The organism is Streptomyces sp. NPDC045846, from assembly GCF_056431605.1.
Window position 1 is genome coordinate 104,890 of the sequence record NZ_JBWKKJ010000005.1, and the last position, 21,299, is coordinate 126,188.

The 21,299-nt window shown below is 70.4% G+C and carries 22 protein-coding genes; 7 read left to right on the forward strand and 15 right to left on the reverse strand.

Features of this window, described 5'->3' with window-relative positions:
- Positions 1-163: 163 nt before the first annotated feature.
- On the reverse strand, positions 164-589 hold the full coding sequence (locus AC07F3_RS15530) for a hypothetical protein (RefSeq protein ID WP_479114247.1): 426 nt from the start codon (positions 587-589) through the stop codon (positions 164-166).
- A 359-nt stretch (positions 590-948) separates the two neighbouring features.
- Between AC07F3_RS15530 and AC07F3_RS15535 the strand changes: the two genes are divergently transcribed.
- On the forward strand, positions 949-2,043 hold the full coding sequence (locus AC07F3_RS15535; RefSeq protein WP_479114249.1) for a trypsin-like serine peptidase: 1,095 nt from the start codon (positions 949-951) through the stop codon (positions 2,041-2,043).
- 385 nt (positions 2,044-2,428) lie between these two features.
- Here the strand turns inward: AC07F3_RS15535 and AC07F3_RS15540 are convergent, their stop codons facing one another.
- Positions 2,429-2,788 (reverse strand): ArsR/SmtB family transcription factor, encoded by a 360-nt coding sequence (locus AC07F3_RS15540; protein WP_479114251.1) that lies wholly within the window; start codon positions 2,786-2,788, stop codon positions 2,429-2,431.
- Between the two features lie 142 nt (positions 2,789-2,930).
- Between AC07F3_RS15540 and AC07F3_RS15545 the strand changes: the two genes are divergently transcribed.
- On the forward strand, positions 2,931-4,250 hold the full coding sequence (locus AC07F3_RS15545; protein ID WP_479114253.1) for an MFS transporter: 1,320 nt from the start codon (positions 2,931-2,933) through the stop codon (positions 4,248-4,250).
- On the opposite strand, the gene AC07F3_RS15550 is transcribed toward AC07F3_RS15545, so the two are convergent.
- From AC07F3_RS15550 to AC07F3_RS15570, 5 genes are all read right to left on the reverse strand, one after another.
- Positions 4,214-4,609, reverse strand: a complete 396-nt coding sequence (locus tag AC07F3_RS15550; RefSeq protein ID WP_479114255.1) for a DUF2267 domain-containing protein — start codon at positions 4,607-4,609, stop codon at positions 4,214-4,216. The two genes, AC07F3_RS15545 and AC07F3_RS15550, sit on opposite strands and share 37 nt — an antisense overlap.
- Before the next feature lie 97 nt (positions 4,610-4,706).
- Complete coding sequence (locus AC07F3_RS15555; protein ID WP_479114257.1) at positions 4,707-5,138, reverse strand: Hsp20/alpha crystallin family protein; 432 nt, start codon at positions 5,136-5,138, stop codon at positions 4,707-4,709.
- 375 nt (positions 5,139-5,513) lie between these two features.
- Complete coding sequence (locus tag AC07F3_RS15560) at positions 5,514-5,705, reverse strand: DUF6381 family protein (protein WP_479114259.1); 192 nt, start codon at positions 5,703-5,705, stop codon at positions 5,514-5,516.
- 308 nt (positions 5,706-6,013) lie between these two features.
- Positions 6,014-6,376, reverse strand: a complete 363-nt coding sequence (locus AC07F3_RS15565) for an ANTAR domain-containing protein (RefSeq protein WP_479114260.1) — start codon at positions 6,374-6,376, stop codon at positions 6,014-6,016.
- Positions 6,373-6,777 (reverse strand): STAS domain-containing protein, encoded by a 405-nt coding sequence (locus tag AC07F3_RS15570; protein WP_479114262.1) that lies wholly within the window; start codon positions 6,775-6,777, stop codon positions 6,373-6,375. The genes AC07F3_RS15565 and AC07F3_RS15570 overlap by 4 nt, the downstream gene beginning before the upstream one ends.
- 135 nt (positions 6,778-6,912) lie before the next feature.
- On the opposite strand from AC07F3_RS15570, the gene AC07F3_RS15575 reads away from it, so the two are divergent.
- A complete protein-coding gene (locus AC07F3_RS15575) occupies positions 6,913-7,230 on the forward strand; it encodes a helix-turn-helix transcriptional regulator (protein WP_479114264.1) in 318 nt (105 codons plus the stop codon).
- 232 nt (positions 7,231-7,462) lie between these two features.
- Here the strand turns inward: AC07F3_RS15575 and AC07F3_RS15580 are convergent, their stop codons facing one another.
- From AC07F3_RS15580 to AC07F3_RS15600, 5 genes are all read right to left on the reverse strand, one after another.
- Positions 7,463-8,305: an alpha/beta fold hydrolase gene (locus AC07F3_RS15580; RefSeq protein ID WP_479114266.1), complete on the reverse strand. Its 843-nt coding sequence runs from the start codon at positions 8,303-8,305 to the stop codon at positions 7,463-7,465.
- A gap of 302 nt (positions 8,306-8,607) precedes the next feature.
- Complete coding sequence (locus AC07F3_RS15585; RefSeq protein ID WP_479114268.1) at positions 8,608-9,798, reverse strand: cytochrome P450 family protein; 1,191 nt, start codon at positions 9,796-9,798, stop codon at positions 8,608-8,610.
- Between the two features lie 159 nt (positions 9,799-9,957).
- Positions 9,958-10,887 carry an alpha/beta fold hydrolase gene (locus AC07F3_RS15590; protein WP_479114269.1) on the reverse strand — a complete coding sequence of 310 codons (930 nt, stop codon included), beginning with the start codon at positions 10,885-10,887 and terminating at the stop codon, positions 9,958-9,960.
- A 92-nt stretch (positions 10,888-10,979) separates the two neighbouring features.
- On the reverse strand, positions 10,980-11,876 hold the full coding sequence (locus tag AC07F3_RS15595; protein WP_479114271.1) for a sporulation protein: 897 nt from the start codon (positions 11,874-11,876) through the stop codon (positions 10,980-10,982).
- Positions 11,877-12,040: 164 nt separating this feature from the next.
- Positions 12,041-13,444: a sporulation protein gene (locus tag AC07F3_RS15600; protein WP_479114273.1), complete on the reverse strand. Its 1,404-nt coding sequence runs from the start codon at positions 13,442-13,444 to the stop codon at positions 12,041-12,043.
- A 921-nt stretch (positions 13,445-14,365) separates the two neighbouring features.
- Here AC07F3_RS15600 and AC07F3_RS15605 point away from each other — a divergent pair.
- Positions 14,366-14,587 carry a hypothetical protein gene (locus AC07F3_RS15605; RefSeq protein ID WP_479114274.1) on the forward strand — a complete coding sequence of 74 codons (222 nt, stop codon included), beginning with the start codon at positions 14,366-14,368 and terminating at the stop codon, positions 14,585-14,587.
- A 145-nt stretch (positions 14,588-14,732) separates the two neighbouring features.
- Here AC07F3_RS15605 and AC07F3_RS15610 read toward each other — a convergent pair whose 3' ends face one another.
- Positions 14,733-15,434 carry a metal-dependent hydrolase gene (locus AC07F3_RS15610; protein ID WP_479114276.1) on the reverse strand — a complete coding sequence of 234 codons (702 nt, stop codon included), beginning with the start codon at positions 15,432-15,434 and terminating at the stop codon, positions 14,733-14,735.
- A gap of 61 nt (positions 15,435-15,495) precedes the next feature.
- Positions 15,496-15,999: an LURP-one-related/scramblase family protein gene (locus AC07F3_RS15615; RefSeq protein ID WP_469836334.1), complete on the reverse strand. Its 504-nt coding sequence runs from the start codon at positions 15,997-15,999 to the stop codon at positions 15,496-15,498.
- Between the two features lie 372 nt (positions 16,000-16,371).
- Here AC07F3_RS15615 and AC07F3_RS15620 point away from each other — a divergent pair, with 372 nt between their 5' ends.
- On the forward strand, positions 16,372-17,742 hold the full coding sequence (locus AC07F3_RS15620; RefSeq protein WP_479114278.1) for a hypothetical protein: 1,371 nt from the start codon (positions 16,372-16,374) through the stop codon (positions 17,740-17,742).
- 188 nt (positions 17,743-17,930) lie between these two features.
- On the opposite strand, the gene AC07F3_RS15625 is transcribed toward AC07F3_RS15620, so the two are convergent.
- Positions 17,931-18,920: a PI-PLC domain-containing protein gene (locus tag AC07F3_RS15625; protein ID WP_479114280.1), complete on the reverse strand. Its 990-nt coding sequence runs from the start codon at positions 18,918-18,920 to the stop codon at positions 17,931-17,933.
- 480 nt (positions 18,921-19,400) lie between these two features.
- Between AC07F3_RS15625 and AC07F3_RS15630 the strand changes: the two genes are divergently transcribed.
- Entirely contained in the window at positions 19,401-19,940 is a 540-nt protein-coding gene (locus AC07F3_RS15630; protein WP_479114282.1) for an ArsR/SmtB family transcription factor, read from the forward strand.
- Positions 19,937-21,211 carry an MFS transporter gene (locus tag AC07F3_RS15635; RefSeq protein ID WP_479114283.1) on the forward strand — a complete coding sequence of 425 codons (1,275 nt, stop codon included), beginning with the start codon at positions 19,937-19,939 and terminating at the stop codon, positions 21,209-21,211. Before AC07F3_RS15630 ends, AC07F3_RS15635 begins: the two co-directional genes overlap by 4 nt.
- The last annotated feature ends 88 nt before the right edge of the window (positions 21,212-21,299 follow it).

Here is a 21,299-nt window from a genome sequence, read left to right on the forward strand (position 1 = left end):
GACGCGGAACGGCTCAGGGGCCGCGCTGTGGCGAAGCCCCTGAGACGGTGCACCTACGAGGTGGGACCGACCGGTTCACGAAACCCGGACCGCCGGGGCCGGGGTGCGACCGACCGCCAGGTCACAACCAGCTGATGCCAACTCCCGTACCGCGCCAGCGTGTTCAGCGGACGCTGACCGTGGCGAGGCCGGAGGTGCGTTCGCGGACGGGGTGACGGTCGGTCGGGCTGGTCAGTCCGTACACCACCGCACGGTATTCCGTGATGCCGTGACGGGCGGCCTTGATGTGCGCGACGTCCTGGGCGTCGGTGCCGGTGGCGACCACGTGACCGCACGAGATCTGCTGCCAGGCCTTCTGGCCGCTGCGGCTCTCCAGGCATATCCGCAGATAGGGCGCGGCGTCGTCGTTGCCCTGGCCCGTGACCTTGTAGGTCTCTCCCACATGGGCCGTACGCTGCGCGGAGATGTCGACACTGCCCTTGGCGAACGCCGGCGCGGCGGCCAGCGTCACTGCGGCCAGCCCCAGCGTGCCGATCACCGCCGCCCGGCGGCCCCGTGTTGTCGTGACGGTCCTCTTCGTCCTGGTCATGGACTTTCCTTCCCGTGGACCACCCCGCTCACGGGGCGATCCTCCACTTGGCGAACACGCCCAACGCGCCTCGCTGATCAGGCAGATGGGCCGCCTGGCCTGCCCGTTGCACCCCCTTGGGAGCCGTTACCGTTCCCCGACAAATCCGGGTGCGTTCGGGCACCGCCGCCGTGTCCGCCCGGGCCACCACGAACGCCCGCCCGGCCATCCACGCGGGGGCAGCGCCTGCTGATCGGCTGCTACCGCGGTCACCGGTGGGCACACCTGCCGGGACGGGTCCACCATGGAGAGAGGAGGACGGCGCAGGCGCCGAGAGCCTCCGCGTCCGCGCGCCTCCGGCTGACGAGGAGGCACACATCATGAGCGACCGCGACGCCCGGCAGGACCCGCCGCTCACCCTGGAGGAGCTGGCCCGCCGTGCTGACATCCCCGCCACCGAGAACCTCTCCGGAGAGGCACGGGCGGGCCTGACGTCCGCCCGCGTAACCGTGACCGTCCCCGAGTGGCAGTCGGTGCACCAGGACGGCGGTCCCACCCTCGTCCTGCCCGAGGGTTCATTCCACGGCCGGACGGTGGCCGAGACCCGGCTGCACGAACCCGGCTCGTTGGCGCCGCCGGACGCCCCGCCCCGACCCCACCGGCCTCTGTGGCAACCGCAACTGCACTATCCGCGCTTGACCGGGGTGCCCGAGACGCGGTTGCGCCGGATCAACGGCCGCACCGTCATCGTCCCGACCGACAGCGGCCACGTGTACGGCGAGTACACGGCGAGGCAGACGTACTACCCCTCCGGGTACCCCTGGGCGTGCATCGGACGGCTGTTCGTCTGGAGCGACGCGAGTCAGCCGAACTGGGACTCCTACGGCACGGCGGCTCTCGTGGGCAACCGCACGGTGCTGACGGCCGCCCACATGGTGCCGTGGGGCGCGTCCAACTGGGCGGCGCAGTTCGTCGCGGGTTACTACGACGGAGGCTCCGCAGCCGGCAGCGGCGGGCAGTCCTGGGTCACGGACGCCCACGGATACGCGGGCCATGAGGTGAGCGCCCATGACATGGCTGTCATGCGCCTCGCCGATCCCCTCGGAAGCTGGCTCGGCTCCCTCGGTACCAAGGCTTACGACGCCGGTTGGGAGGGCGGCAACTACTGGACGCTGGTCGGCTATCCGAGCGCTGTGACCTCCGAGCGGCCGAGCTTCCAGGCCGCCATCCACGTCATCGACGACGACGAGGACGGCGACGCGCAGGAACTGGAGCACCACGGTGACGACACCGGCGGTGACTCGGGTGGCCCCTTCTTCGGGACCTGGGGCGACGGCCCGTACGCGATCGGCACGGTCAGCGGCTACGAGGAGATCTCAGGACCGCTCGGCATCGGCAGCGAGGACAACAACATCGTGGCCGGTGGCCCGGACCTCAACGCGATCGTCAAGTACGGCCGCGACAACTGGCCGTAGCGGGACGCGCCTGGCCCCTACAGGTCGCGTGGATACGAGGTGATGTGAAGGGGGACGAGGCCTGCCGCACTCCACGCCGGAAGGCGAGCGGTGATCTCGGCGGCAACCGAGTCGAGCTCGACGACATGGTCCATGACCTCATCATCGCCGGTGCCTCGCGACACCCCTGCGGTGAGCTGTCCCGTGGGCCCGCCCCCCCTGTCCGCCGGTACCGAACGAAATCCGTCCGGGCTCGTCAAGGGCCGTTCGCAGGATGGGAGTTGGAGGGTGATTTCGTAGGCCGGGGCGCGGGGACCGTGAGTGCGCGACAGGGGCCCCGCGCGGCGGGCCCCGTCGCCGTGGAGCGGGCGCGGCGCATGGTGGCCGGTCGTATGTCGCGGCCCGTTCAGTCGTGTGTGGCCTGTCCGCTCACGCGGTGGTCGGCGTGGCTGAGCGCTTCGAGAACCAGGCGGCGCAGATGGCCGTCGGTCAGCCGGTAGACGATGTGGCGTCCCTCGCGGCGGGTCTCCACCAGTCCGGCGAGCCGCAGCTTCGCCAGATGCTGGCTGACCGCGGTGCGCGAGGCCTCGCACCGCTCGGCGAGCGAGCTGACGTCGGACTCCTGCTGCGCGAGCAGCCACAGCAGATGCAGCCGGGTGGCGTCCGAAAGCAGCGCGAACACACCGGTCGCCTCGGCCAGCCGCGCACTGTCAGGGGCACGCAGATGCGCGCCGGGCGCAGGTGGGATGGTGTCGCGATCAGGCATGGGGACAGCCTAGGCCCCGCTCCGACGGCGTCCGCGCCGCGACCGGCAAGGGACTTTCTGATGGTCATGTGCGCAGCTGCGCATGTGTGCCTATAGTGGGGGCGTCCACGCCCTGCTCGCCCCTGGCCGAGGGATCCGCCGGATGCTCTCCGTTCTGCGCAACCGCACCTATCGACACCTGTTCGCCGCCCAGGTCGTCTCCCTGATCGGGACGGGGCTGGCCACCGTCGCGCTCGGACTGCTCGCGTACGACATCGCGGGCACCCGCGCCGGTGCGGTGCTCGGCACCGCGCTGGGGATCAAGATGGTGGCGTACGTCGTGATCGCTCCCGCGATCGGCGCCGTGGCCGACCGCCTGCCGCGCCGGGCGCTCATGGTCGGCGCCGATCTCACCCGGGCCGGCGTCGCGCTCTTCCTGCCGTTCGTGAACCAGGTGTGGCAGGTGTACGTCCTGGTGTTCCTGCTCCAGTCCGCCTCGGCCGCCTTCACCCCGTCCTTCCAGGCCGTCATCCCCGACGTCCTGCCGCGGGAGCGCGACTACACGCAAGCACTGTCCCTGTCCCGGCTGGCCTACGACCTCGAGAGCCTGTTCAGTCCGGCCCTCGCCGCAGCCCTGCTCACCGTCATCACCTACGACTGGCTGTTCACCGGCACCGTGCTCGGCTTCCTCGCCTCGGCCGCCCTCGTCGTCACGGCCGTTCTGCCCAGCCCTGCTCCCGCCGCGCCCCGTGCGGGCGGCGCGTATGCGAGGGTGACGGCCGGTACCCGGCTCTTCTTCGACAGCCCGCGCCTGCGCGCCCTGCTGGCCCTCAACGTCGCCGTGGCGGCGGCCGGGGCGATGGTCACCGTCAACAGCGTCGTCTACGTACGCGACCATCTGGGGCGCTCCGCCGCTCAAGTCCCCTTCGCGCTCGGCGCGTTCGGAGCGGGCTCCATGCTCGTCGCCCTCCTCGTGCCGCGCCTGCTGGACAGAGCTTCGGACCGGGCCGTGATGCTGAGCGGCGCTGTGCTGCTCCCCGCAGTGTTCGCCGGGCTCGGCCTCATCACGGCCGCGCACGGCGGAAGCTGGCGCTGGCCCGCGCTCCTGGCCATGTGGGCCGCGTTCGGCGCCGCCTGCTCCCTGGTGCTCACTCCCACCGGCCGCCTCATCCGCCGCTCCACCGAGCCCGAGCAGCGCACCGCTGCCTTTGCCGCACAGTTCTCCCTCTCCCACGGCTGCTGGCTGCTCACATACCCCCTGGCCGGTTGGCTCGTTGTCGGAGCCGGGCTCCAGTCGGCCGTCATCGCTCTCGGTGCTCTCGCTCTCGTGGCGGGTGCCACGGCCGTACGCCTCTGGCCCGCCCGTGATCCCGACCGGCTCCCGCACGCTCGCACCAAAGCGACCCCGGACCGCCCGCACCTCACGGAGGTGCGGGCGGGTAGTGGTCAAATGGGCTGGGGTCGGCCGAACAACAGGTCGTAGCCGACGGGCAGTTGAAGCAGGACCTGCTGCATGAGGCGGTCGCCCGCCGCGTCGGCCACGGTGCTCAGGACGGCGCTGACGTCCCAGGCCGCGGTGGCTTCGGTGGCGCCCTCGATCCAGGCCGCCGTGGCCCGCACGAACCGCTCGGGCGGCAGCGGTTCGGCGCTTTGCAGGGGGTTCAGGAGGATCAGGGCGAACGCTTCCGGCAGACGCGCGGCCAGTTCCGCCCGCACACCGCCCACCAGGTGGGCGCCGAGCAGGGCGAGCACGACGCGGGCCGCGCGTTCCGCTTCGTGGACACTCTCGTACTCGCCGCGTTCCCGCACCTGGTCGAGGAACGCTTCCCATCGCAGGGTCATCGCAGCCACCGCCTCCCATGGCGTGGGGCGCAGGACGGGGGAGAGGGGGAGATCGGAGCCCGTCCTGCGCCGCCACTGGCCTGCTCGCGCCGCCGGTTCAGCCGGAGATCTGCTTGCGGGAGGACGTCCCGCTGACGGAGACCTTGCGGGGCTTGGCGCGCTCGGCGATCGGGATGCGCAGGGTCAGCACCCCGGCGTCGTAGTCGGCCGCGATGTGCTCGGTGTCCAGGGTGTCGGCGAGGACGAGCTGGCGGGAGAAGACGCCGAGCGGCCGCTCGGAGAGTTCCATCTGCACGTCGTCCGCCTTCGACACGGGGCGTCGCTCCGCCTTGACGGTCAGCATGTTCCGCTCGACGTCGATGTCGATCGACTCCGCGCTGACGCCGGGGAGGTCGAAGGCCACCACGTACTCGTCGCCTTCGCGGTAGGCGTCCATCGCCATCGCGGACGGCCGCGACCACGTGCCGCTCCCGGTCAGCTGCTGGGCGAGGCGGTCGAGTTCACGGAACGGGTCGGTGCGCATCAACATCACGAAACACCTCCAGAACGTTCGGGCAGTACCTGCCAATGCGCTTCACGACACCGTTGTAGCACGTCATCCAATGGATGACAAATGTTCCGTCATCGGATGGATGACCTGGTGCGGAAGGCGGCCGCTTGTCCCCATGGATCAGCCCCCACGGCTCCATCGCGCGGGTGCGGGTGGGGCGGAGCTGGGGCATGCGGGATTTGTGAGTCCTGGTAGGCGGCGGGCGGCTGAGCGCTCCGCGTCCGCGGGGCCCGGAGAGCCAATGAGCGCACGGCCCAGCCGTCACCCTGCCCGGCACCACGGGCTGTCGGAGGCGAGCCGGAGCTCGGCGGCGGTGCCGCCGGGCTGCCGGGTCAGTGCTTCGCGGGGGTGGCGTCAGACCGGTTCAGGACGGGCGGCGTCCGTGCCGCGGTCCTGGCCGCATTGCTCCTGCAAGCGGTGGATCTTGGCCTCCAGACGACGGCGTAGCTCGGGGTCGAGCGTGCGGTCCGCGGCGTGGCGGAGTTCGCTGACCTGGGCGCGCATCTGCTGTAGGCGGCGCACCCCGAGTTCACTTGTGCTGCTCATGGGTCCTCCATGGTCGCGGAGAGCGGGGCGCATCCAGGAAATCAGCGGCGCCGGGCGTGCGCACGCCGGACGCTCACCGTCGGTGAGCGGCTGCCGCTCAGGTCGTGCCGCTTCGTGAACGGCTTCCGCCCTGCCCGCACAAGGGTTCTCGAACAAGGCGGCCTGGGCCGGTGCCGGTGTCGGGACCGCTCGCGGAAGGGGGCCAATTGGTGGAGTTCTCCGGCTCGCTGCCCGCTACGCGTACCCGACCCACCAGCGGCCCTGTGTGCTCCTTCGGATGGGACCCGGCCGGTCGGGGGTGGCCGCTGTTACTCGGTTGCGGCCTGGTGGGTGTCCGGACGAGTGGCAGACATGCCGAGCTTGTCGGGCGGGGTGGCGGGTTTGGTGCGGAACGGGGCGATGGCTGCGGCCAGTTGCTGCTGGAGCGGCCGGGGGAGGGGGTCGCCGTTGATGGAGTCGAGCACGTTCTCGGCCACGTGCCGCAGCTTGCTGTTGGAGCGCTGGGACACCGTGACGAGCACGTTCCAGGCGTCCTGGCTGCTGAGTTGGAAGGAGGCCATCAGCGCGCCGCGGGCGAGGTCGATGACGGGCCGGGTCTCCAGGGCCCGGCGCAGCTGCTCGACTTCGCGGTGCAGTGCGTCGGCGTCCTCGGCGCGGTTGGACTCGTTCACGCCGATCGCCTCAAGGATGGGGCTCGCCGCCCGTCGGGGCAGACCTGGGCGGGGGTGAACAGGGACCTGGTGCGGGTCATCGCGAGCAGCCTCGCCACCTCCGGGCCTGCACCCTGAATGCTGATCGTTTTGCCTTGCGACAGCGCGCGGTGGCGCAGGCGCAGCAAGGTGTTGAGGCCGGAGCAGTCGCAGAAGGTGACGCCCCGCAGGTCGATGGTCAGCCCTGACGCCGACCGGTCGAGTGCTCCGCGCAGGGCCGCGTAAAGGGTCTGCGCGCCGTCGAGGTCCAGTTCTCCGGCGACCAGGACCAGGCCGTCCCTGGCCACACGATGCACTACCGGCCCGGTCGGCGTGCGCGGCGGGGTGCCGGCGGCCTGCGAGGCCATCTCTGGATCTTTCACGGCAGGCTCCCCACAAGGACTCCACCTGGTTGCGGTCCCTCCAAATGTCCCCCCACGAATCCTCACACGTCAAGTCTTACCGGAAATCTGCTTCATCCTTTTGATTGCGTGAATCAAAATGCCTATGGTGGGCGGATGGCGGGAGTACCTGAAGCGCACACAGGCTGGACCTTTCTCACCAACCATGCCCGCGTGTTGGCGACCATCGCGGGGGATTGCACGGTGCGCATACGTGACATCGCGGCGCACTGCAGACTGACGGAACGGTCCGTGCAGAACATCATTTCCGACCTGGAGCGCGGCGGTTACCTCACGCACACCCGCGAAGGCCGCTCCAACATCTACCAGGTCGCTCCCGACAACCCCCTGCGCCACCCGGCCGACAAGGCCACCGTCGCCGACCTCCTCTCCGTGCTCGCCCAGCACGACAGCATGCGCCCCGACGGCTCGTAGGCCTCCGGGCGAACTCGTCGCCCCCCCAACCCAGCCTGTGCCGCTGTCGCGCCGGGCCGCGAGCGGCACTGGGCGAAGCTCGCGCGGCACCCGGCCCAACCTCGCCGCACGAGTGTCTACGCGGCGCCCGAACAGGCCGAAGGGCGCGGCCTTTTCGGGCGCCAGCGGTGCATGCCTGCCGCTCTCCGGCCTCTGATCAGTGCGTGCGTTGCGGCGCGGCGCCCACCACCCCCTATGCGAGCGCGAGCATCGCCTCGGTGACCTCGGACGCCGCCGTATCGGGGATCGCGGTTGCGGCATCCTTGAGGACCAGGAGGCTCGCTCCGGGGATTTCGCGTGCGATGGCCTCACCGTTGCCCAGGGGGAAGAACGGGTCGCGGTCGCCGTGGACGACGAGCGTGGGGATGTCGATCTCGGGCAGCCGTTCGCGCCAGCGTGGTGCGCAGTCGAGCCTGGAGAACACCAGGCCGATCTGGTTGGCCATGTGGACCGGGGCCGCGGTGCCGGGCGTGCGGTCCCAGACGCGTGCGGCGATGGCGCGCGCGGTGACGGGGTCGTTGCCGAGCACCTCCGCTCCGGCCGCGGCGAACTCCGCGACCGCCTCGCGGTCGGTCCAGTCGGGCAGGGGACACGCGAACAGGCGGCTCATCGTCGCCTGGTCGTGATCGGGGAGGTCATCGTCGGGCGGCCCAGGCGCGACCGCCCGGGTGCCGACCAGCGTGAGGGCCGAGAAGGCGCCCGGGTGGTCGAGCACGGCCACTTGGGCGACCATCCCGCCGACGCCGATCCCCGCGATGTGCGCAGGGCGCCCGCCGAGCGCGTCCACCAGGGCCGCGGCGTCGGCGGCGAGGTCGCGCAGGGTGTAGGCGGGCGCCTCCGGATCTGTCGTCGTCGACTCCCCGCTGTCGCGCAGGTCGTAGCGCACCACACGGCGTCCGCCGGTGGCGAGGCGCCGGCACAGCGCGTCGGGCCAGGAGAGCATCGTCGTCCCGCCCGCGAGCAGGACGAGCGGCGCATCCTCGGGACCGAACGACTCGACACCCACGTCGATCCCGTTGGCGTGGACGATGGTCATCGAATCACCGCAAGACGTCGTGGGCACGGTGCGTCGCGGTCGATACGGACAAGTGCTCCCGCGATCCGGGCCTGGGCGTCGGTGCCCGAGCTGCCGGGGGAGGCCGAGTTGGCTGCGATGTTTCGGGTCATGACAGGGGAGACCCTCACCGCCGTCAGAACTCATCGCCCGGGGCATCAAGCGTGCGGCGCCGGTGAACCCGATCTTGGTGAACCGGGTGCCGCCGCCCACAGGGAATTCGTAACGGACCGGGCGCCTGGCGGGCCCGTCGCTGTTGTCTCGCTGCCAGCCCTCCCGGAGCTTCAGACGGCCCCGTGTGTCAGGACGGGGAGGGCCGCCAGGCCGCGGAGAAGACGAGTGCGTCGCCACGTGAGTTGGTCAGGTGGTACGGCGAGGCGGATTGCGGGAAAGCGGGTCAGAATCGCTCGCAGGGCGATCTCGGCCTCGGCCTTCGCCAACGGCGCGCCCACGCAACGGTGGATGCCGTGGCCGAAGCTGAGGTGGGCTGCGGCGTCCCGGTCCCGGGCGAGGCGGTCGGGCGAGGGGAACCGTTCGGGGTCGCGGTTGGCCGCCCCCAGGGCCACGAGCACCGGGGCGCCCGCCGGGATCTCGGTGCCGCCCAGGGTGAATGCCTCCGTGGCGAATCGGAAGGTCGCCATGCTCACGGGGGAGTCGAACCGCAGCAGTTCATCCAGGGCACCCGCGACGTCGTCCACGTTGCGGCGCAGGTGATCCAGCTCGGCGGGGTGGCGGAGCAGTGCCAAGACCGCGTTGCCGATGAAATTGGTCGTGGTCTCGTGCCCGGCGACCAGCAGGAGTACCGCGAGGGAGAGCAGTTCGTCCTCGCTGAGACGGTCGTCGCCGTCGCGGGCCGAGATGAGGCGGTCGAGCAGGGAGTCGCCGGGCCGTGCGCGCTTGGCTTCGATCAGGGCGGTCATGTGCTCGGCCAGGGCGTGCGACGCCGCGTCGATGAGGTCCGGGTTTCCCGCGGCGAACAGTTCACCGGACCGGCGCTGGACCGCCGGGCGTTCGTCCTCCGGTACGCCGAGCAGCTCGCAGATCACGATGACGGGCAGCGGGACCGCGAGGGCGGCGACGAGGTCGACCTGTTCTCCCTCGTGCCACCGATCGAGCAGTTCGTCGGTGACGCGGGTGATGAAGGGGCGAAGCCTTGCGACGGCCCCGGTGGTGAAGGCGTTGGTCACCAGCTTGCGCAACCGGGTGTGTTGGGGCGGGTCACTGGCCAGCATGGTGTGCGCGACCGCCGGGTGCAGGCGGCGCCGGGACTCCCGGTCGGCGAATAACGCGGCCGTGTCCTTGGAGAGCCGGGTTTCGCCGAGGGCCTCCCGTGCTTCCGCATAGCCGGTGACCACGTAGCTGGGCGGCTTCCCGGCGCCTATGGACAGGGGCTGCACGGGGCACCCGGATCGCAGAGCGGCGAGCGTGGGATAGGGGTCCTGGAGGAAGGACGGGTCCTGGGTCGGATCGGTCATGGTCTCAGGCTCCGATGTGTTCTGGCTGGTCCTCGTCAGCGACACACCCACCATGTTCTCGGTACGCCTCCCGTCCGGCGTCAGCGTCCTTCCCCGCAAGGGTCGTTGGAGCGGTGTCGACCGGCGGGGAATCTCGTACCGGTCGACGCCTCGTATGCCTCACGTTCGGGATGACAGAAGAGCCTGGAGGCTCTCGCCGCCCGAAGGCTGGGCCGGGGTGTGGATGGCCCGGTTCCAGAAGTGGATCAAGGCTTGGGCGGTTGCGGCGGGATTCTCCACGTTGGGTGAGTGCGAGCTGCCGGGGATCACGGCGTGTCGGGCGCGGAGGCGCGTCGCCATGTCGAGCTGCCAGGGGATGGGCCACGCGTAGTCCTCTTGGCCGCAGACGACCAGCAGGGGCAGCGACAGTTGAGCGAGTTCGTTCACCCGGTCCGGCTCCGTCATGAGTTGACGGCCTGTCGTCATCAGTTGATCCGGGTCGGTGTTGAGCCAGCGCTGACGCAGGAAGTCCGCGACGTCGTCGGCGGGGGGTTCTCTCGTCTCGAGCTTCTGCATCTCCTGCCACAACTGCTCCTTTCCGAGAACCGGCAGCAGCTGGATGAGGAGTTCGATCCGTTTGCGCTGTGCGGGCTGGACCGCGGCGGGGCCGGAACTCATCAGGGTGAGCGTGGCCCATGGGCTAGAGGGTGTGGTGTCCAGTACGGCTGCCCGGGCGATGTGGCCGCCCATGGAATGCCCCACGAGGTGCAGCGGGACCGGCCAGGAGGCCTGCGAGATGGCTGCTCCCAACGCTGCTACATCGGCGGCCAGTTCAGGTTGGGCGTAGGCTTCCCTGCTCTGCGGCCCCGGGCTCTCGTGCTGCCCGCGTCCGTCGACGGCGACGGCGCGCATGCCTGCCGCACTCAGCGGCGCGAGCAGGGGCAGGAAGTCCTCCTTGCTGCCGATGAAGCCGGGCAGCATGAGCACGGTGCCCCTGTGGGGCACGCCGTCGGGTGGAGTGCAGTCCAGCGCCGCGAAGGAACCTCGGCTCGTGTCCATGGTGCACGCGCGGGTGCCCGACGGCAGTGTGAGGCTGGGGGGTCGGCTCATGGCGAGAGACTAGGGGACGCCGAGTGCGCGGCAGCAACTCGCCTTGGCGACATCGGCCTTGCGTGGGGTTTTTGGAGGTGCCGAGGGCCTTCTCAGACCGTAAGACCGAGGTCCTCGCGTGCGCGGGTGAGGAAGGCGCGGGCGGGGCGCGCGTCGGCGTGGGGCCGAAGGGCGAGGAGTAGGTCGCGTACGTAGCCGCGGGCGCGGCTTGAGTCGACGAGCCGGAGAATGTCGATCGCCCGATGTCCCGCCGCCAGGCTCGCGTCCAGGTCTCCGTTCTGCAGATGGGCGGTGGCGACGACGGCCTGCCGCATCCCGACCGAACGGGTGAAGGTGTCGGGAGCCATGGTGGTGGCCTGCGTGTTCCACGCGAGGCAGGCCCGGGGATTGCCGAGGTCGCGGTACATCTCGGCCGCGTCGGATGCCAGCCGGGGGCGGGTGAGGAAATCGATCCACTCCGGAGCCTCGTCCTGTCGCGATGCGCGCTCAAGGAGGCGTTCCGAGGCGGCGAGCGCGGTGGCGGCGGAACGAGGGTCGGCGGCCCGTGCGTGGGCGCGGGCCTCGACGAGACGGGTGAAGGCGAGGACGCGGGCGTTCACGCGGCTTCCGCCCGCCTCTACCGAGCCCTCTGCCATGTCGAGGGCTGTGGAGGGGCAATCGCGGAGGGTGGCCAGCAAGGCCATCGTCGCGAGTATGTAGCAGCTCAGGTCGGCGTCGTCCGCCTGCCGGGACCAGGCCAGCGCGCGGTCGAAGTGGTAGAAGGCGGTTCCGTGCCGACCGACGTCGAGGGCGGCCCAGCCCGCGAGTCGCGCCAACTCGGCGCAGACGGCACACAGTTCGGTCTCGGTCTGCGAGGTGAGCTGACGGCTGAACAGCGGCAGTGCCCGCGTGTCGAGCAGATGGACGGCGAGCCGTGCTTGTGCGCTTCCGCCCCCGTGGCGAGAGTCGCCGTGACGGATGGCGTCGGCGGCCCGTCGCAGGGCCGCCACTTCGCTACGGCCCGCCTGATGTACGGGACCTGAGCCTGCGTCGGGCGCGCCGGCCAGGGCTGAAGCGACCACGGAGCCACCAGCTCCCGAAAGCAGTGTGCGACGATCCATGATGCCCATCTCCTGTCGGATCGCTGGTCTTCGTATGAGCACGCCGGGTCAGGTCAGGCGGCCGCCAACGACCGTCCCAGTTCCCGTACTTCGTCGATATAGGTCATCACTGGCTTCTCCTGCTGCCAGGGTTTGAGGGAAGCGGTGAAGATTTTGAGGTAGTCGACTCCGCGCACGCTTTGCAGCCGCGAGAACAGCCGCAGGGACTCTTTGCCCAGCCGCAGGCTGTGGTCGAGATCTCCGGATTGCGCGTGGGCGGTCGCGAGTACGGACAGGCGGATTCCGCGCGACCGCGCGTAGGCGTCACCGGGCATTTCCCCCAGCGCGTGCCACGTGAACGTGGCACGGGGAATCCTCAGATCACGGAAGATCTCGGCGGCGTCGGTAATGATCCGTTGCCTGGTGAAGAAGTCGATCCACGGGCGTTCCCCCTGGCCTTCCGTCATGCCGCGTTCCTGGAGGCGCTCGGCGAGGGAGAGGCACTCCGATGCCGTTCGCCCGTTTCCCTCCCTCGCGTGCGCCCGCGCCTCGATCAGCTTGGCGAATCCCAGCACCCTGGGGTCCGCGGAAGGAACGCGCTCGTACGCGCCCTGTGCCATGTCGATCGCCTCGGAGGTGAAGCCCCGCATCATTGCCTGCATGGCCATGGTGGTGAGAATGTACGAGCCCAGGTGCACATTGCCACCGACCTTGGCCAGGCGCAGGGCCTGAATGTAGTGACGTTGCGCCGTCTGGTGCTTTCCGGCGTCGAACGCCGTCCACCCGGCCAGCCTGGCCATTTCGCTGGTGACGGAGAACAGTTCCCGTCCGTCGCGTTCGGTGTAGCGGCCGCTGAGCAGCGGTGTGACCCGTTCGTACAGGTAGGTGGTGAGGGACTGGGACTTCCAGGCAGCACCTCCGAACCGGGAGTCCCACAGCCGTGCCGCGTCGGCTGCCGCATGCAACTCCTCGATGTGCGACCGCCCGATCGTGGGGCGATCCGGGAAGGCGGTCAGTGGTTCGGTCGGGCTGACCAGCCACCGTGTCACCGGCTCGGAGAACGCAGAGGCGACGAAAGGCGAGGAGGTGAGAAAGTCCCGGCGGTTCAAGGTGCTCCAATACGACGTGGCTTCGGTGAGCGCGTCCTGTTGGTCTCTGGGGAAACGGAGGCCGGAATCCTGATCGAGTCGCCCCGACCATTCCATGCCGATTTCTTCCAGGCCGACCGGCCTGCCCAAGGATTCGGAGAGTACGGCGCATATGTGGCGCGGCACGGGCCAGCGCGGGCGTACGCCGCGACGGCACCAGTTCGCCACGGACGTGTGCGTGTAGTCGCTGACGAGTCCCTGCGAAAGGCAGATCTGATTCAGCCGGTACGCGAGCCGTTTGTGACTGATCCCTGATGCGATGATCAGGTTCTCCAGCCGGGTGTTCCGCTGACGCTTGGGTACCGTCGTTGTTGTCGTCGCGCCCGCCACGTCCGCCACCGTCCTTGGGTCGGCTGTGTCTGAACGCCAGGATAGCCAGCGGGAGTTGGCGTGAGCGTCCGCCGCGATATATGAGCCCCCCTGCGAGCCCTGCCCCGGTGCCGGACGCCTCTGGTCCCCTGAAGGAACATCGCGGTGCGGAGCGCTGGTCAGGTCGGGTCGGGCACCGCGCGGGGTCGCGGAAAGGGGATGCTCGAATGTCAGGAATCCACGGTGTACGCAACCGTGTCGCGGGAAACAGGACGGGGCATTCCGATTGCTCCCGAGACCGGTGGGACCGCGCGGTCCGGCGGGTCGTCGCGCTGTTGTGCACCTACGTCCCGCTGGTGCAGCAGTTACCGTTCCTGCCCCAGCTGGCGGCCGATGTGCTGGCCATTCTCGGCGTGGTGCTCGTGCTCCTTCCCCGCGGCCCGGGCCGTGCGCCGGGCGGGGACGAGGAGAGGGCTCCTCAGGCACGCGGACCGCGTAGCCCGGTCCGGTAGCGACGCCGGGCCTGAGCGGCCGCTCGCCGGTGCCCGGCGCTGATTCGAGGAAGGGCTCGCCGCAGCCATGGAAGTGGCGGGAGCCCAGCCGGTCTCCCCGACCCGGACCCAGCTCCTCGCCGCGCTGGACGAGGGCGGGACGACGGTGTACGCGCCGGCCCGCCACATGGGCGTCACCCGGGATCGCCCTCCAGGCCGTGCACGCGCCGGCCGCCGCCGGACTCCCCGCACAGGTCCTGGACCCCGGCCCGGCGCGGCAGGGGCCGATCCGGCGTCCCCCGGAGAGCGAGCGGTCTCACAAGCGCTTCGGTTCCTGCGAGATGGTGAGTACGGGCCGCCATCCGGGTGGAGTCTGGCCCTCGCGTATCTGGGCGCCGTCCCTGGAGGGGATCTCCTGACGTCTGCTGTTCATCGTGAGGGAAGGAATTCCATGCGTATTGGTACCGCACTGGCCGCCACCGCTCTGGCCGCCACCGCCCTGCTGGGTGCCTCCGGCACCGCCTTCGCGCACGACCACGACGACGACCACGGCAACGGCTTCTCCAGCCACGGCCTGGTCGGCAACTTCAGCATGGTCGGCGGCTCGGACGGCGTGGTGGACGCCAACGTGGACGGCTTCCAGAGGGAGGGCTCGTTCGGCGACTTCCACTGACGGCTGCGCGTCAGCCCGGGTACGGCCCCGTCGTCGCGGCGTTCACGCGGCGGACGGGGTCGCACCCCTGCCACGGCTCCATCGCGGACAGCGCGCCGCGTCGGCCCCGGTGCACGGCTGGGGGCCGACGGCCATGGGCGCTCGTTCAGCTCAGGGGGTTGGGCGCGAGGACGGTCAGCCACAGCAGCACGATGGTGGCGATGCCCATCAGGGGAGTGAGTATCTCGGTCTCCACCTTGTTCCCGCTGCGCTTGATCAGCACGATCTCGTACCGGGTCTTGAGCGGCCACAGCCAGGGTGCGCCGCGCTTGGTGATGGAGTCCCCGAGCAGGTGGGCCAGACAGCCCAGGCCGATGGCGTAGGGAAGCCAACTGGGAGTGGAGGGGATGAACTTGGCGATCGCCGCCGTGCCCAGGGCGGCCATGGCCACGATGGTGCCCCAGGCGTGGAAGCCGTGGCCGGGCGGGCACAGGTTGAGCGCCCGTACGGCCAGAGCGAGCAGGAAGAAGGTGACGCCGAGTGTGAACGGGCGTCCCCAGTAGGTGATCCCGGCCCAACTTCCGAGCACCACCGCGGCGATGAAGAACAGGGAGTGGGTGGCGTGGCGGTGGCCCCCCGAAATCCAGGCGACGAAGCGGCAGAGCAGGCGGGAGACCGGGCCGAGGAAGTTGGCGATCGTCCCGTCGTGATGGTCGAGGTCGGGCAGCAGAGCGGCACCGGCGCACAGCACGGTGCCCATGAGGATCTCCTGCGGCGCCAGATGGGTGTGGAGCACCATCGGCGGCAGGTAGGGCGCGGCGCCCGCGAAGAGCAGCGCGCCGCTGACGGCATGGGAATGGCCCATCATGGTGTGGTTGTTCTCCCCCGGTTCGGCGCCGTCGAAGGGGCGCGCGTCACATGGTGGTGCGTCAGATGTTGGTGAGGCGTTCGCCCTTGCGGTCCTCCATGATGTGGTCCACACACACGGCCAGAATGATCAGCAGTGTCGCGTCGCGCTCGCTCATCACGTCGACGGCGTAGGCGTCGCGGATGGTGAACCAGCGGCGGGAGATGTGGCCCAGAGTGGTGCCGTCGTGCTGGATGTCGAACTCGCGGTCCCAGAGGTTGCCCGTGATGCGCAGCCGGCGGCCGTCCTTCAAGCGGATCTTGAAGCGGTCCCCGAACAGCCGGAACGCCCGCTTGCTGATCACGCCGACGGCCTCGCCGTCCTGCTTGATCAGGATGGTGTGATGCAGGGTGAGGGCCTTCTTGACGATGCTGGCGACCTGGTTGCCCTGGGGGTCCACGAAGTCGAACGTGGTCCGCAGGCGCAGCAGCTTGCGATTGACCTTGAACAGCTTGTCCCGGTGCTCGGTCTCCACCCAGGCTTCCTCGTGGAAAGCCAGCATCCGGTCGCGTACCAGATAGCGCATGGAGTGCCCCCGTTCAGGCCGTTCGTGATGCTCGGTGCTGCCGTCGCGCGAGGGCCCCGGCGGGAAGAGAGCGTGGGTCCTCGCCCGGCATCATAGTTGCATGCTTGCGCAATCCAAGCCTTGGGGTGTCCCGGGCGGGGAGGCCTGAACGGTGGGCGGTGGCGCGCGGATTGGGGGCGGACTCCCTGGCCGCGGAGGCGGGTGCGGCAGACGGGCATCCGCTCAGAAAGTTGCTATATTGCGCAACTATAAAACTGTCAGGTGGAGGCAGAAGGTCTCCTCCTTCCTCGAACGCACCCCAGGGACAGGTGTCTGACCTCGTACGTCCGCGTACGAGCACCACCTTCCCGAGGAACCCGAAGGGACACCCCCATGTCCACCCACCCGCGGGCCGCAGGACCGAAGCTGGCGACAGCTCTGGCCGGGTTGCTGTTCGCGTTCGCCGCCGTTCTGGTTGCCTCTCCCGCGCACGCGGCGAGCGGCACCGGCGCCGTGGCCGACGCGCTGAAGAAGGGCCCCGTGTACGTCGATCCGCGGGTCGAGAGCCAGCTGCCGAAGTCCGACGCGGATGCGCTCGCGAAAAAGATCAAGGACGCGGGCAAGCCGGTGTTCGTCGCGGTTCTCCCGCAAGGCGCCGAATTCCCCCAGGCCACCGTCCTGAAAGACGTGCGCTCGCTCACCGGTCTCAGCGGGGTCTACGCGATCCGCCTCGGCGACGGCTTCAACGCCGGCGCCGACCGGCAGGTCATGCCCAGGAACGCCGTCGAGAACCTGGTGGGCGCCGTCAGGCGGGACGGCGCGCACGACGCCACGTCGGAGTTGAACAGCTTCGTCGACCAGGCTCTGAGCCAGGCCAAGGGCAAGGCGCCCAGCACCTGGGCGGGTGCCCACGAAGACGGATCGGCGACCACCCTGTGGATGGTCGTGGGCGGCGTGCTCGTGCTGGGCGCGGGCGCCGGGTACGCCGTGCTGAGGCGGTCGCGCAAGAAGCGCGAGGAAGCCGAGCGCGCCGAACTGGACGCGCTGCGCGCCGTGGTGGACGAGGACATCACCGCGTACGGGGAAGAACTCGACCGGCTCGCGTTCGCGCCGTCCGAACCCGGCGCGACCGACGCGATGCGCGCGGACTACGAGCAGGCCCTCGACGCGTACGACAGGGCGAAGGGGCAGATGGCGGCGGCCCGGACACCCCAGGACGTCCAGCCGGTGACCGAGACGCTGGCCGACGGCCGCTTCGCGCTGGCCACCCTCGCCGCCCGGCGCAAGGGTGAACCCCTGCCCGAACGCCGGGTGCCGTGCTTCTTCGACCCGCGGCACGGTCCGTCGGTCGCCGATGTCCAGTGGGCCCCCGCCGGCGGCACGCCGCGTTCGGTCCCCGCCTGCGCCGACGACGCGGCGCGCGTGGGAAGGGGCCAGGACCCCGAGGCCCGCATGGTCCCCACCGACGAGGGGCCCCAGCCGTACTGGAACGCGGGTCCCGCGTACGCCCCGTGGGCCGGTGGCTACTTCGGCGGCGCGGGCGGCCTGCTCGGTGGCCTGCTCGTGGGGACCGCGCTCGGCAGCCTGATCAGCGCGCCGAGTGCCTTCGCCGAGTCCGGCACCATGGGAGCGGAAAGCCTGCCCGGCGGCGGCGAGTTCAGTGGCACCGACTTCAACCCCGGCGACTTCTCCGGCAGTTTCGGCGGAGGCTCGGGCGGCGACCTCGGCGGAGACTCAGGAGGCGGCTTCACCGGCGACTGGTAGAGACAGTACGGCCCTTTCCCGCGGCCGTACGGGAGTCGCTGGCGGCCGGTGCGTTCTGCCCGACGCGGCGGCCATCGACGCGGAGCGGGCCCGCCCGGTCGAGCGTCGTGAGCTCACGCGAGGAGGGCCGTCGGCCGGTATCCGGCCGACGGCCCGCGGAGCTCAGGCGGCCAGGCCCTGGCGGCCCATTACCTGAAGAGGCGGTCGGAGCTGGTGGCCATGCGATGGGTGAAGCTGTGCTTGTTCACCCAGTCGCGCACGAGGTTGATGGCGTTGGCACACTGCCAGCTGGTGTCGTACTCGCGCACGCCCGTGAAGGCGCCGTAGCCCGCGATGATGCCGTCCACACCCGCGTCGCCGAGCAGTTTGTCGACGTACCAGGGGTCGTTGTAGGTGGTCGTCCAGGAGAACGTCGCCGCGAGCCTTCCAGCGCCACGGTCTCCCGCGCCCTTCTTGAGTTCCGCGCAGGTGTTCCAGGTGGCCTCGGTGCAGTTGCCGAAGCCGTCGGTGATGTCGGTGTCGCCGTAGTCCATCGCCCGGTGGCCCGCCGGGAATCCCGAACCGGACCGGTTGAACGCGTTCTGGGCCTGGTCACGGGTCCCGGTCGTGGTGATGCCTTCCAGCGGGCCCAGCTTGCCTTCGAGGCTCTGCCACCCCCGGCCGCCGACATCGGGGGTGCTGCCGCCGTGGTACTCGTAGAAGCCGTAGAGCACCTGGATGCCCGCGGCTGTCAGCCGTTGGGCCTTGTCCCGCAGCCCGGCGACGCTGCACGTGCGGTTGGGGGTCTCCCCGCAGTAGTTCGGGTCCTTGATGTCCAGCCAGACGAGCGCGAGCCGACGCCCGGCGTTGGCGTTGGAGACGATGCGGTCGATCATGCTGTCGAAGCTGGGGCCGTAGCGGTTGTCACCGGCCGATGAGCAGTCGTGATAGGCGCGCCATTCGTTCGGGTTCCACCAGGCGCACACATCGATCTCGATGCCGTTCGCTCCATGGCTGAGCGCGGCGTCCACACCGTCGAGGGTGTCGACGCGGTGCGCGATGGCGTAGATCGCGTGGCGCTGGTCGGCCGCCGCGGCCGGTGTCGTACTCAGTGCGGTCGCGCCGACGATCCCGCACAGCGCTGCCATGAGCGCCCATAACAGGCGCGGGCGGGCGCCCTGTCGAAGCTGAGTGGTCAAGAAGGTACTCCTCGATGTCGGTGTCCTGGGGCGGACAGCTGAAGTCCCTCCGCCGCATGCGGTGTGCCGGGCGCTTGACGCGGGGGACCGCGTGCGCCCTGTCTCAGGGCCAGATGCCGTCGATGGAGAGGGCCTTGAAGATCTCAGCTTGCGGGGAGATCCACTCCGAACGCCACAGTGCGGGGCGAATTCAGGACGCTGGAACGCGGCGGACGCTGGTGGCCTGCGGAAACGTGAGGGTCCTGGAACGGTGAAGCGGGACGCGGCGGTCGTGGCGGCGTGCGGCACGGCGCGGGCTTCGCGGGCGCCCGGGGACGCCTCGATGCTCGGTCGGGCGATCCGCCCGACTCCCTCAACTCCCGTGGCACGGAGGGCTCCTCGATGCGGATTCCGCTGTTCCGCAGTCCCGGCCGTGCGGTCTCCCGACTCCCCGAACAAATACCCTTGCCAAATGGTCAAGAACTGTTGACCATTGTGGCCATGTCAACCGACGATCTTCCCGAGGCGCTCCACGTCACCACGGACGAGCAGCTGCGCGCCGTCTCCAATCTCACGCGGCACCGGATCATGGCCGTACTCCGCTTCGAGCCCGCGACGATCACACAGGTCGCCGAGCGGGTGGGCCTCGCGAAGGGGAGTTCCAGCTATCACGTGCGGCTGCTCGAACGAGCCGGCCTGGTGAAGGTGGTACGCACGCGGAAGGTCCGCGGGGTCACCGAGCGGTACTACGCCATGGCCGCGCGGGCCATCGTGCTGCCGGACCCGGGCGAGGGAGGGCCGGACGTCCTGATGCGGCACGCGGTGGCGGACCTGGAGTCCGCCCCCGTGGGGAGCGAGCGCCACATACGGATGGCGCATCTGCGGCTCACGGAGGAGCAGTTCGCGGAGCTGGGGGCGCGCCTCCACGCACTGGCGGAGGAGTACCGCGAGCTGTCCGATCCCTCGCTGCCGGACGCGTCGCTCGTCTTCGCGCTGTTCCATCCGGCAGTGCGTCAGCAGGCTGAGGGGGACGTCAAGTGACCTCGGAATGCGACAAGTTGCCGACCGGATTCGGGCGGCTGTGGACCGCTCAGACGGTGTCCTCGCTCGGTGACGGGGTGACGCATGCCGCGCTGCCGCTGCTCGCGCTGACGCTGACGCGGGACCCGCTGGCGCTCGCCGCCGTCACGGCCGTCGGAACACTGCCGTGGCTGCTCTTCGGGGTGCTGGGCGGTGCGCTGGTGGACCGCTGGGACCGGCGGCGCACGATGTGGGTCACGGACGCGGCGCGTGCGGTGTTGCTCGCGATACCGACGGCGGCGGCCGCGCTCGACGTGCTGAGCATCCCCCTGCTCGCGGCCGTCGCCTTCCTTCTCGGCCTCGGCCAACTCCTCTTCGACACGGCCGCGACGGCTTATCTGCCGGATCTGCTCGGCCGGGACCGGGTGCTCCTGGAGCGCGCCAACTCCCGCCTGCGCGGCACCCAGACGGCGGCGTCCGGCTTCGCGGGGCCGCCCGCGGGCAGTGCGCTGCTGGCGCTCGGGCGGGCGTTCCCGCTGTTCGCCGACGCCGCCTCGTTCGCGGTCTCCGCGCTGCTCGTACGGTCGCTGCCCGCAGCGCCCCGGCCCGTGCCGCAGGTCCGTGACTCGCTGCTGCGTCAGGCGCGGGCCGGCGCCTCGTACGTGTTCCAGGACCGGTTGCTGCTCGGGCTGGCATTGCGTCCGGCGGTCGGGAACATCGCCTTCCTCGCCGTGGAGACCGTACTGGCCCTCTTCGCACACGATCGCCTCGGCACGGACACCTTCGGCTTCGGCCTGCTCCTCACCGCGGAGGCCACGGGAGGGCTGCTCGGCGCGAGCATCGCCTCCTTCCTCGGCCGACGCCTCGGCACCGGCACGGCACTGACCTGCACGGCCGCCGTCGAGGGCCTCGCCATCCTGGGCCTTGCCGCCGCCCCGAACCCGTACGCCGCCGGTGTCGCGCTCGCCGTGTGCGGAGCGGGCATGGGCGCCACGATGGTGCTGGGCCCTTCGCTCCGGCAGGCCATCGTTCCCGCCGAACTGATGGGCCGGGTCGCGTCCACCTCCCGCATGCTCGCCATGTGCGCCGCCCCGTTCGGCGCGTTCCTCGGCGGCTGGCTGGCCTCCGTCTATGACGTCCGCACGACGCTCTACACCGCGGCCGGGCTGCTCCTCACCATGACCGCCGTCACGTCGACGATGACCAGCAACCGCCGGGTCGAGGCGGCGCTGAGTGCCGTCGCCCCGGCTCGGCCAGAAGCCCAGGGCCCGGTTCCGGAAGGGGTCGTCTAGGCCTCCGTGACGACTGTCGCGTGATTGCCGGGCGATCCGACCGCTCCCTGTGCGGGACCGCTCACCCCGGCAAAGGGGGTGACCTCAC

Excerpts from the sequence above, each read along its gene's own strand:
- AC07F3_RS15530 (WP_479114247.1), bottom strand. The coding sequence starts at position 589 with ATGACCAGGACGAAGAGGACCGTCACGACAACACGGGGCCGCCGGGCG.
- AC07F3_RS15535 (WP_479114249.1), top strand. The coding sequence starts at position 949 with ATGAGCGACCGCGACGCCCGGCAGGACCCGCCGCTCACCCTGGAGGAG.
- AC07F3_RS15540 (WP_479114251.1), bottom strand. The coding sequence starts at position 2,788 with ATGCCTGATCGCGACACCATCCCACCTGCGCCCGGCGCGCATCTGCGT.
- AC07F3_RS15545 (WP_479114253.1), top strand. The coding sequence starts at position 2,931 with ATGCTCTCCGTTCTGCGCAACCGCACCTATCGACACCTGTTCGCCGCC.
- AC07F3_RS15550 (WP_479114255.1), bottom strand. The coding sequence starts at position 4,609 with ATGACCCTGCGATGGGAAGCGTTCCTCGACCAGGTGCGGGAACGCGGC.
- AC07F3_RS15555 (WP_479114257.1), bottom strand. The coding sequence starts at position 5,138 with ATGTTGATGCGCACCGACCCGTTCCGTGAACTCGACCGCCTCGCCCAG.
- AC07F3_RS15560 (WP_479114259.1), bottom strand. The coding sequence starts at position 5,705 with ATGAGCAGCACAAGTGAACTCGGGGTGCGCCGCCTACAGCAGATGCGC.
- AC07F3_RS15575 (WP_479114264.1), top strand. The coding sequence starts at position 6,913 with ATGGCGGGAGTACCTGAAGCGCACACAGGCTGGACCTTTCTCACCAAC.
- AC07F3_RS15580 (WP_479114266.1), bottom strand. The coding sequence starts at position 8,305 with ATGACCATCGTCCACGCCAACGGGATCGACGTGGGTGTCGAGTCGTTC.
- AC07F3_RS15585 (WP_479114268.1), bottom strand. The coding sequence starts at position 9,798 with ATGACCGATCCGACCCAGGACCCGTCCTTCCTCCAGGACCCCTATCCC.
- AC07F3_RS15590 (WP_479114269.1), bottom strand. The coding sequence starts at position 10,887 with ATGAGCCGACCCCCCAGCCTCACACTGCCGTCGGGCACCCGCGCGTGC.
- AC07F3_RS15605 (WP_479114274.1), top strand. The coding sequence starts at position 14,366 with ATGCGTATTGGTACCGCACTGGCCGCCACCGCTCTGGCCGCCACCGCC.
- AC07F3_RS15610 (WP_479114276.1), bottom strand. The coding sequence starts at position 15,434 with ATGATGGGCCATTCCCATGCCGTCAGCGGCGCGCTGCTCTTCGCGGGC.
- AC07F3_RS15615 (WP_469836334.1), bottom strand. The coding sequence starts at position 15,999 with ATGCGCTATCTGGTACGCGACCGGATGCTGGCTTTCCACGAGGAAGCC.
- AC07F3_RS15620 (WP_479114278.1), top strand. The coding sequence starts at position 16,372 with ATGTCCACCCACCCGCGGGCCGCAGGACCGAAGCTGGCGACAGCTCTG.
- AC07F3_RS15630 (WP_479114282.1), top strand. The coding sequence starts at position 19,401 with ATGTCAACCGACGATCTTCCCGAGGCGCTCCACGTCACCACGGACGAG.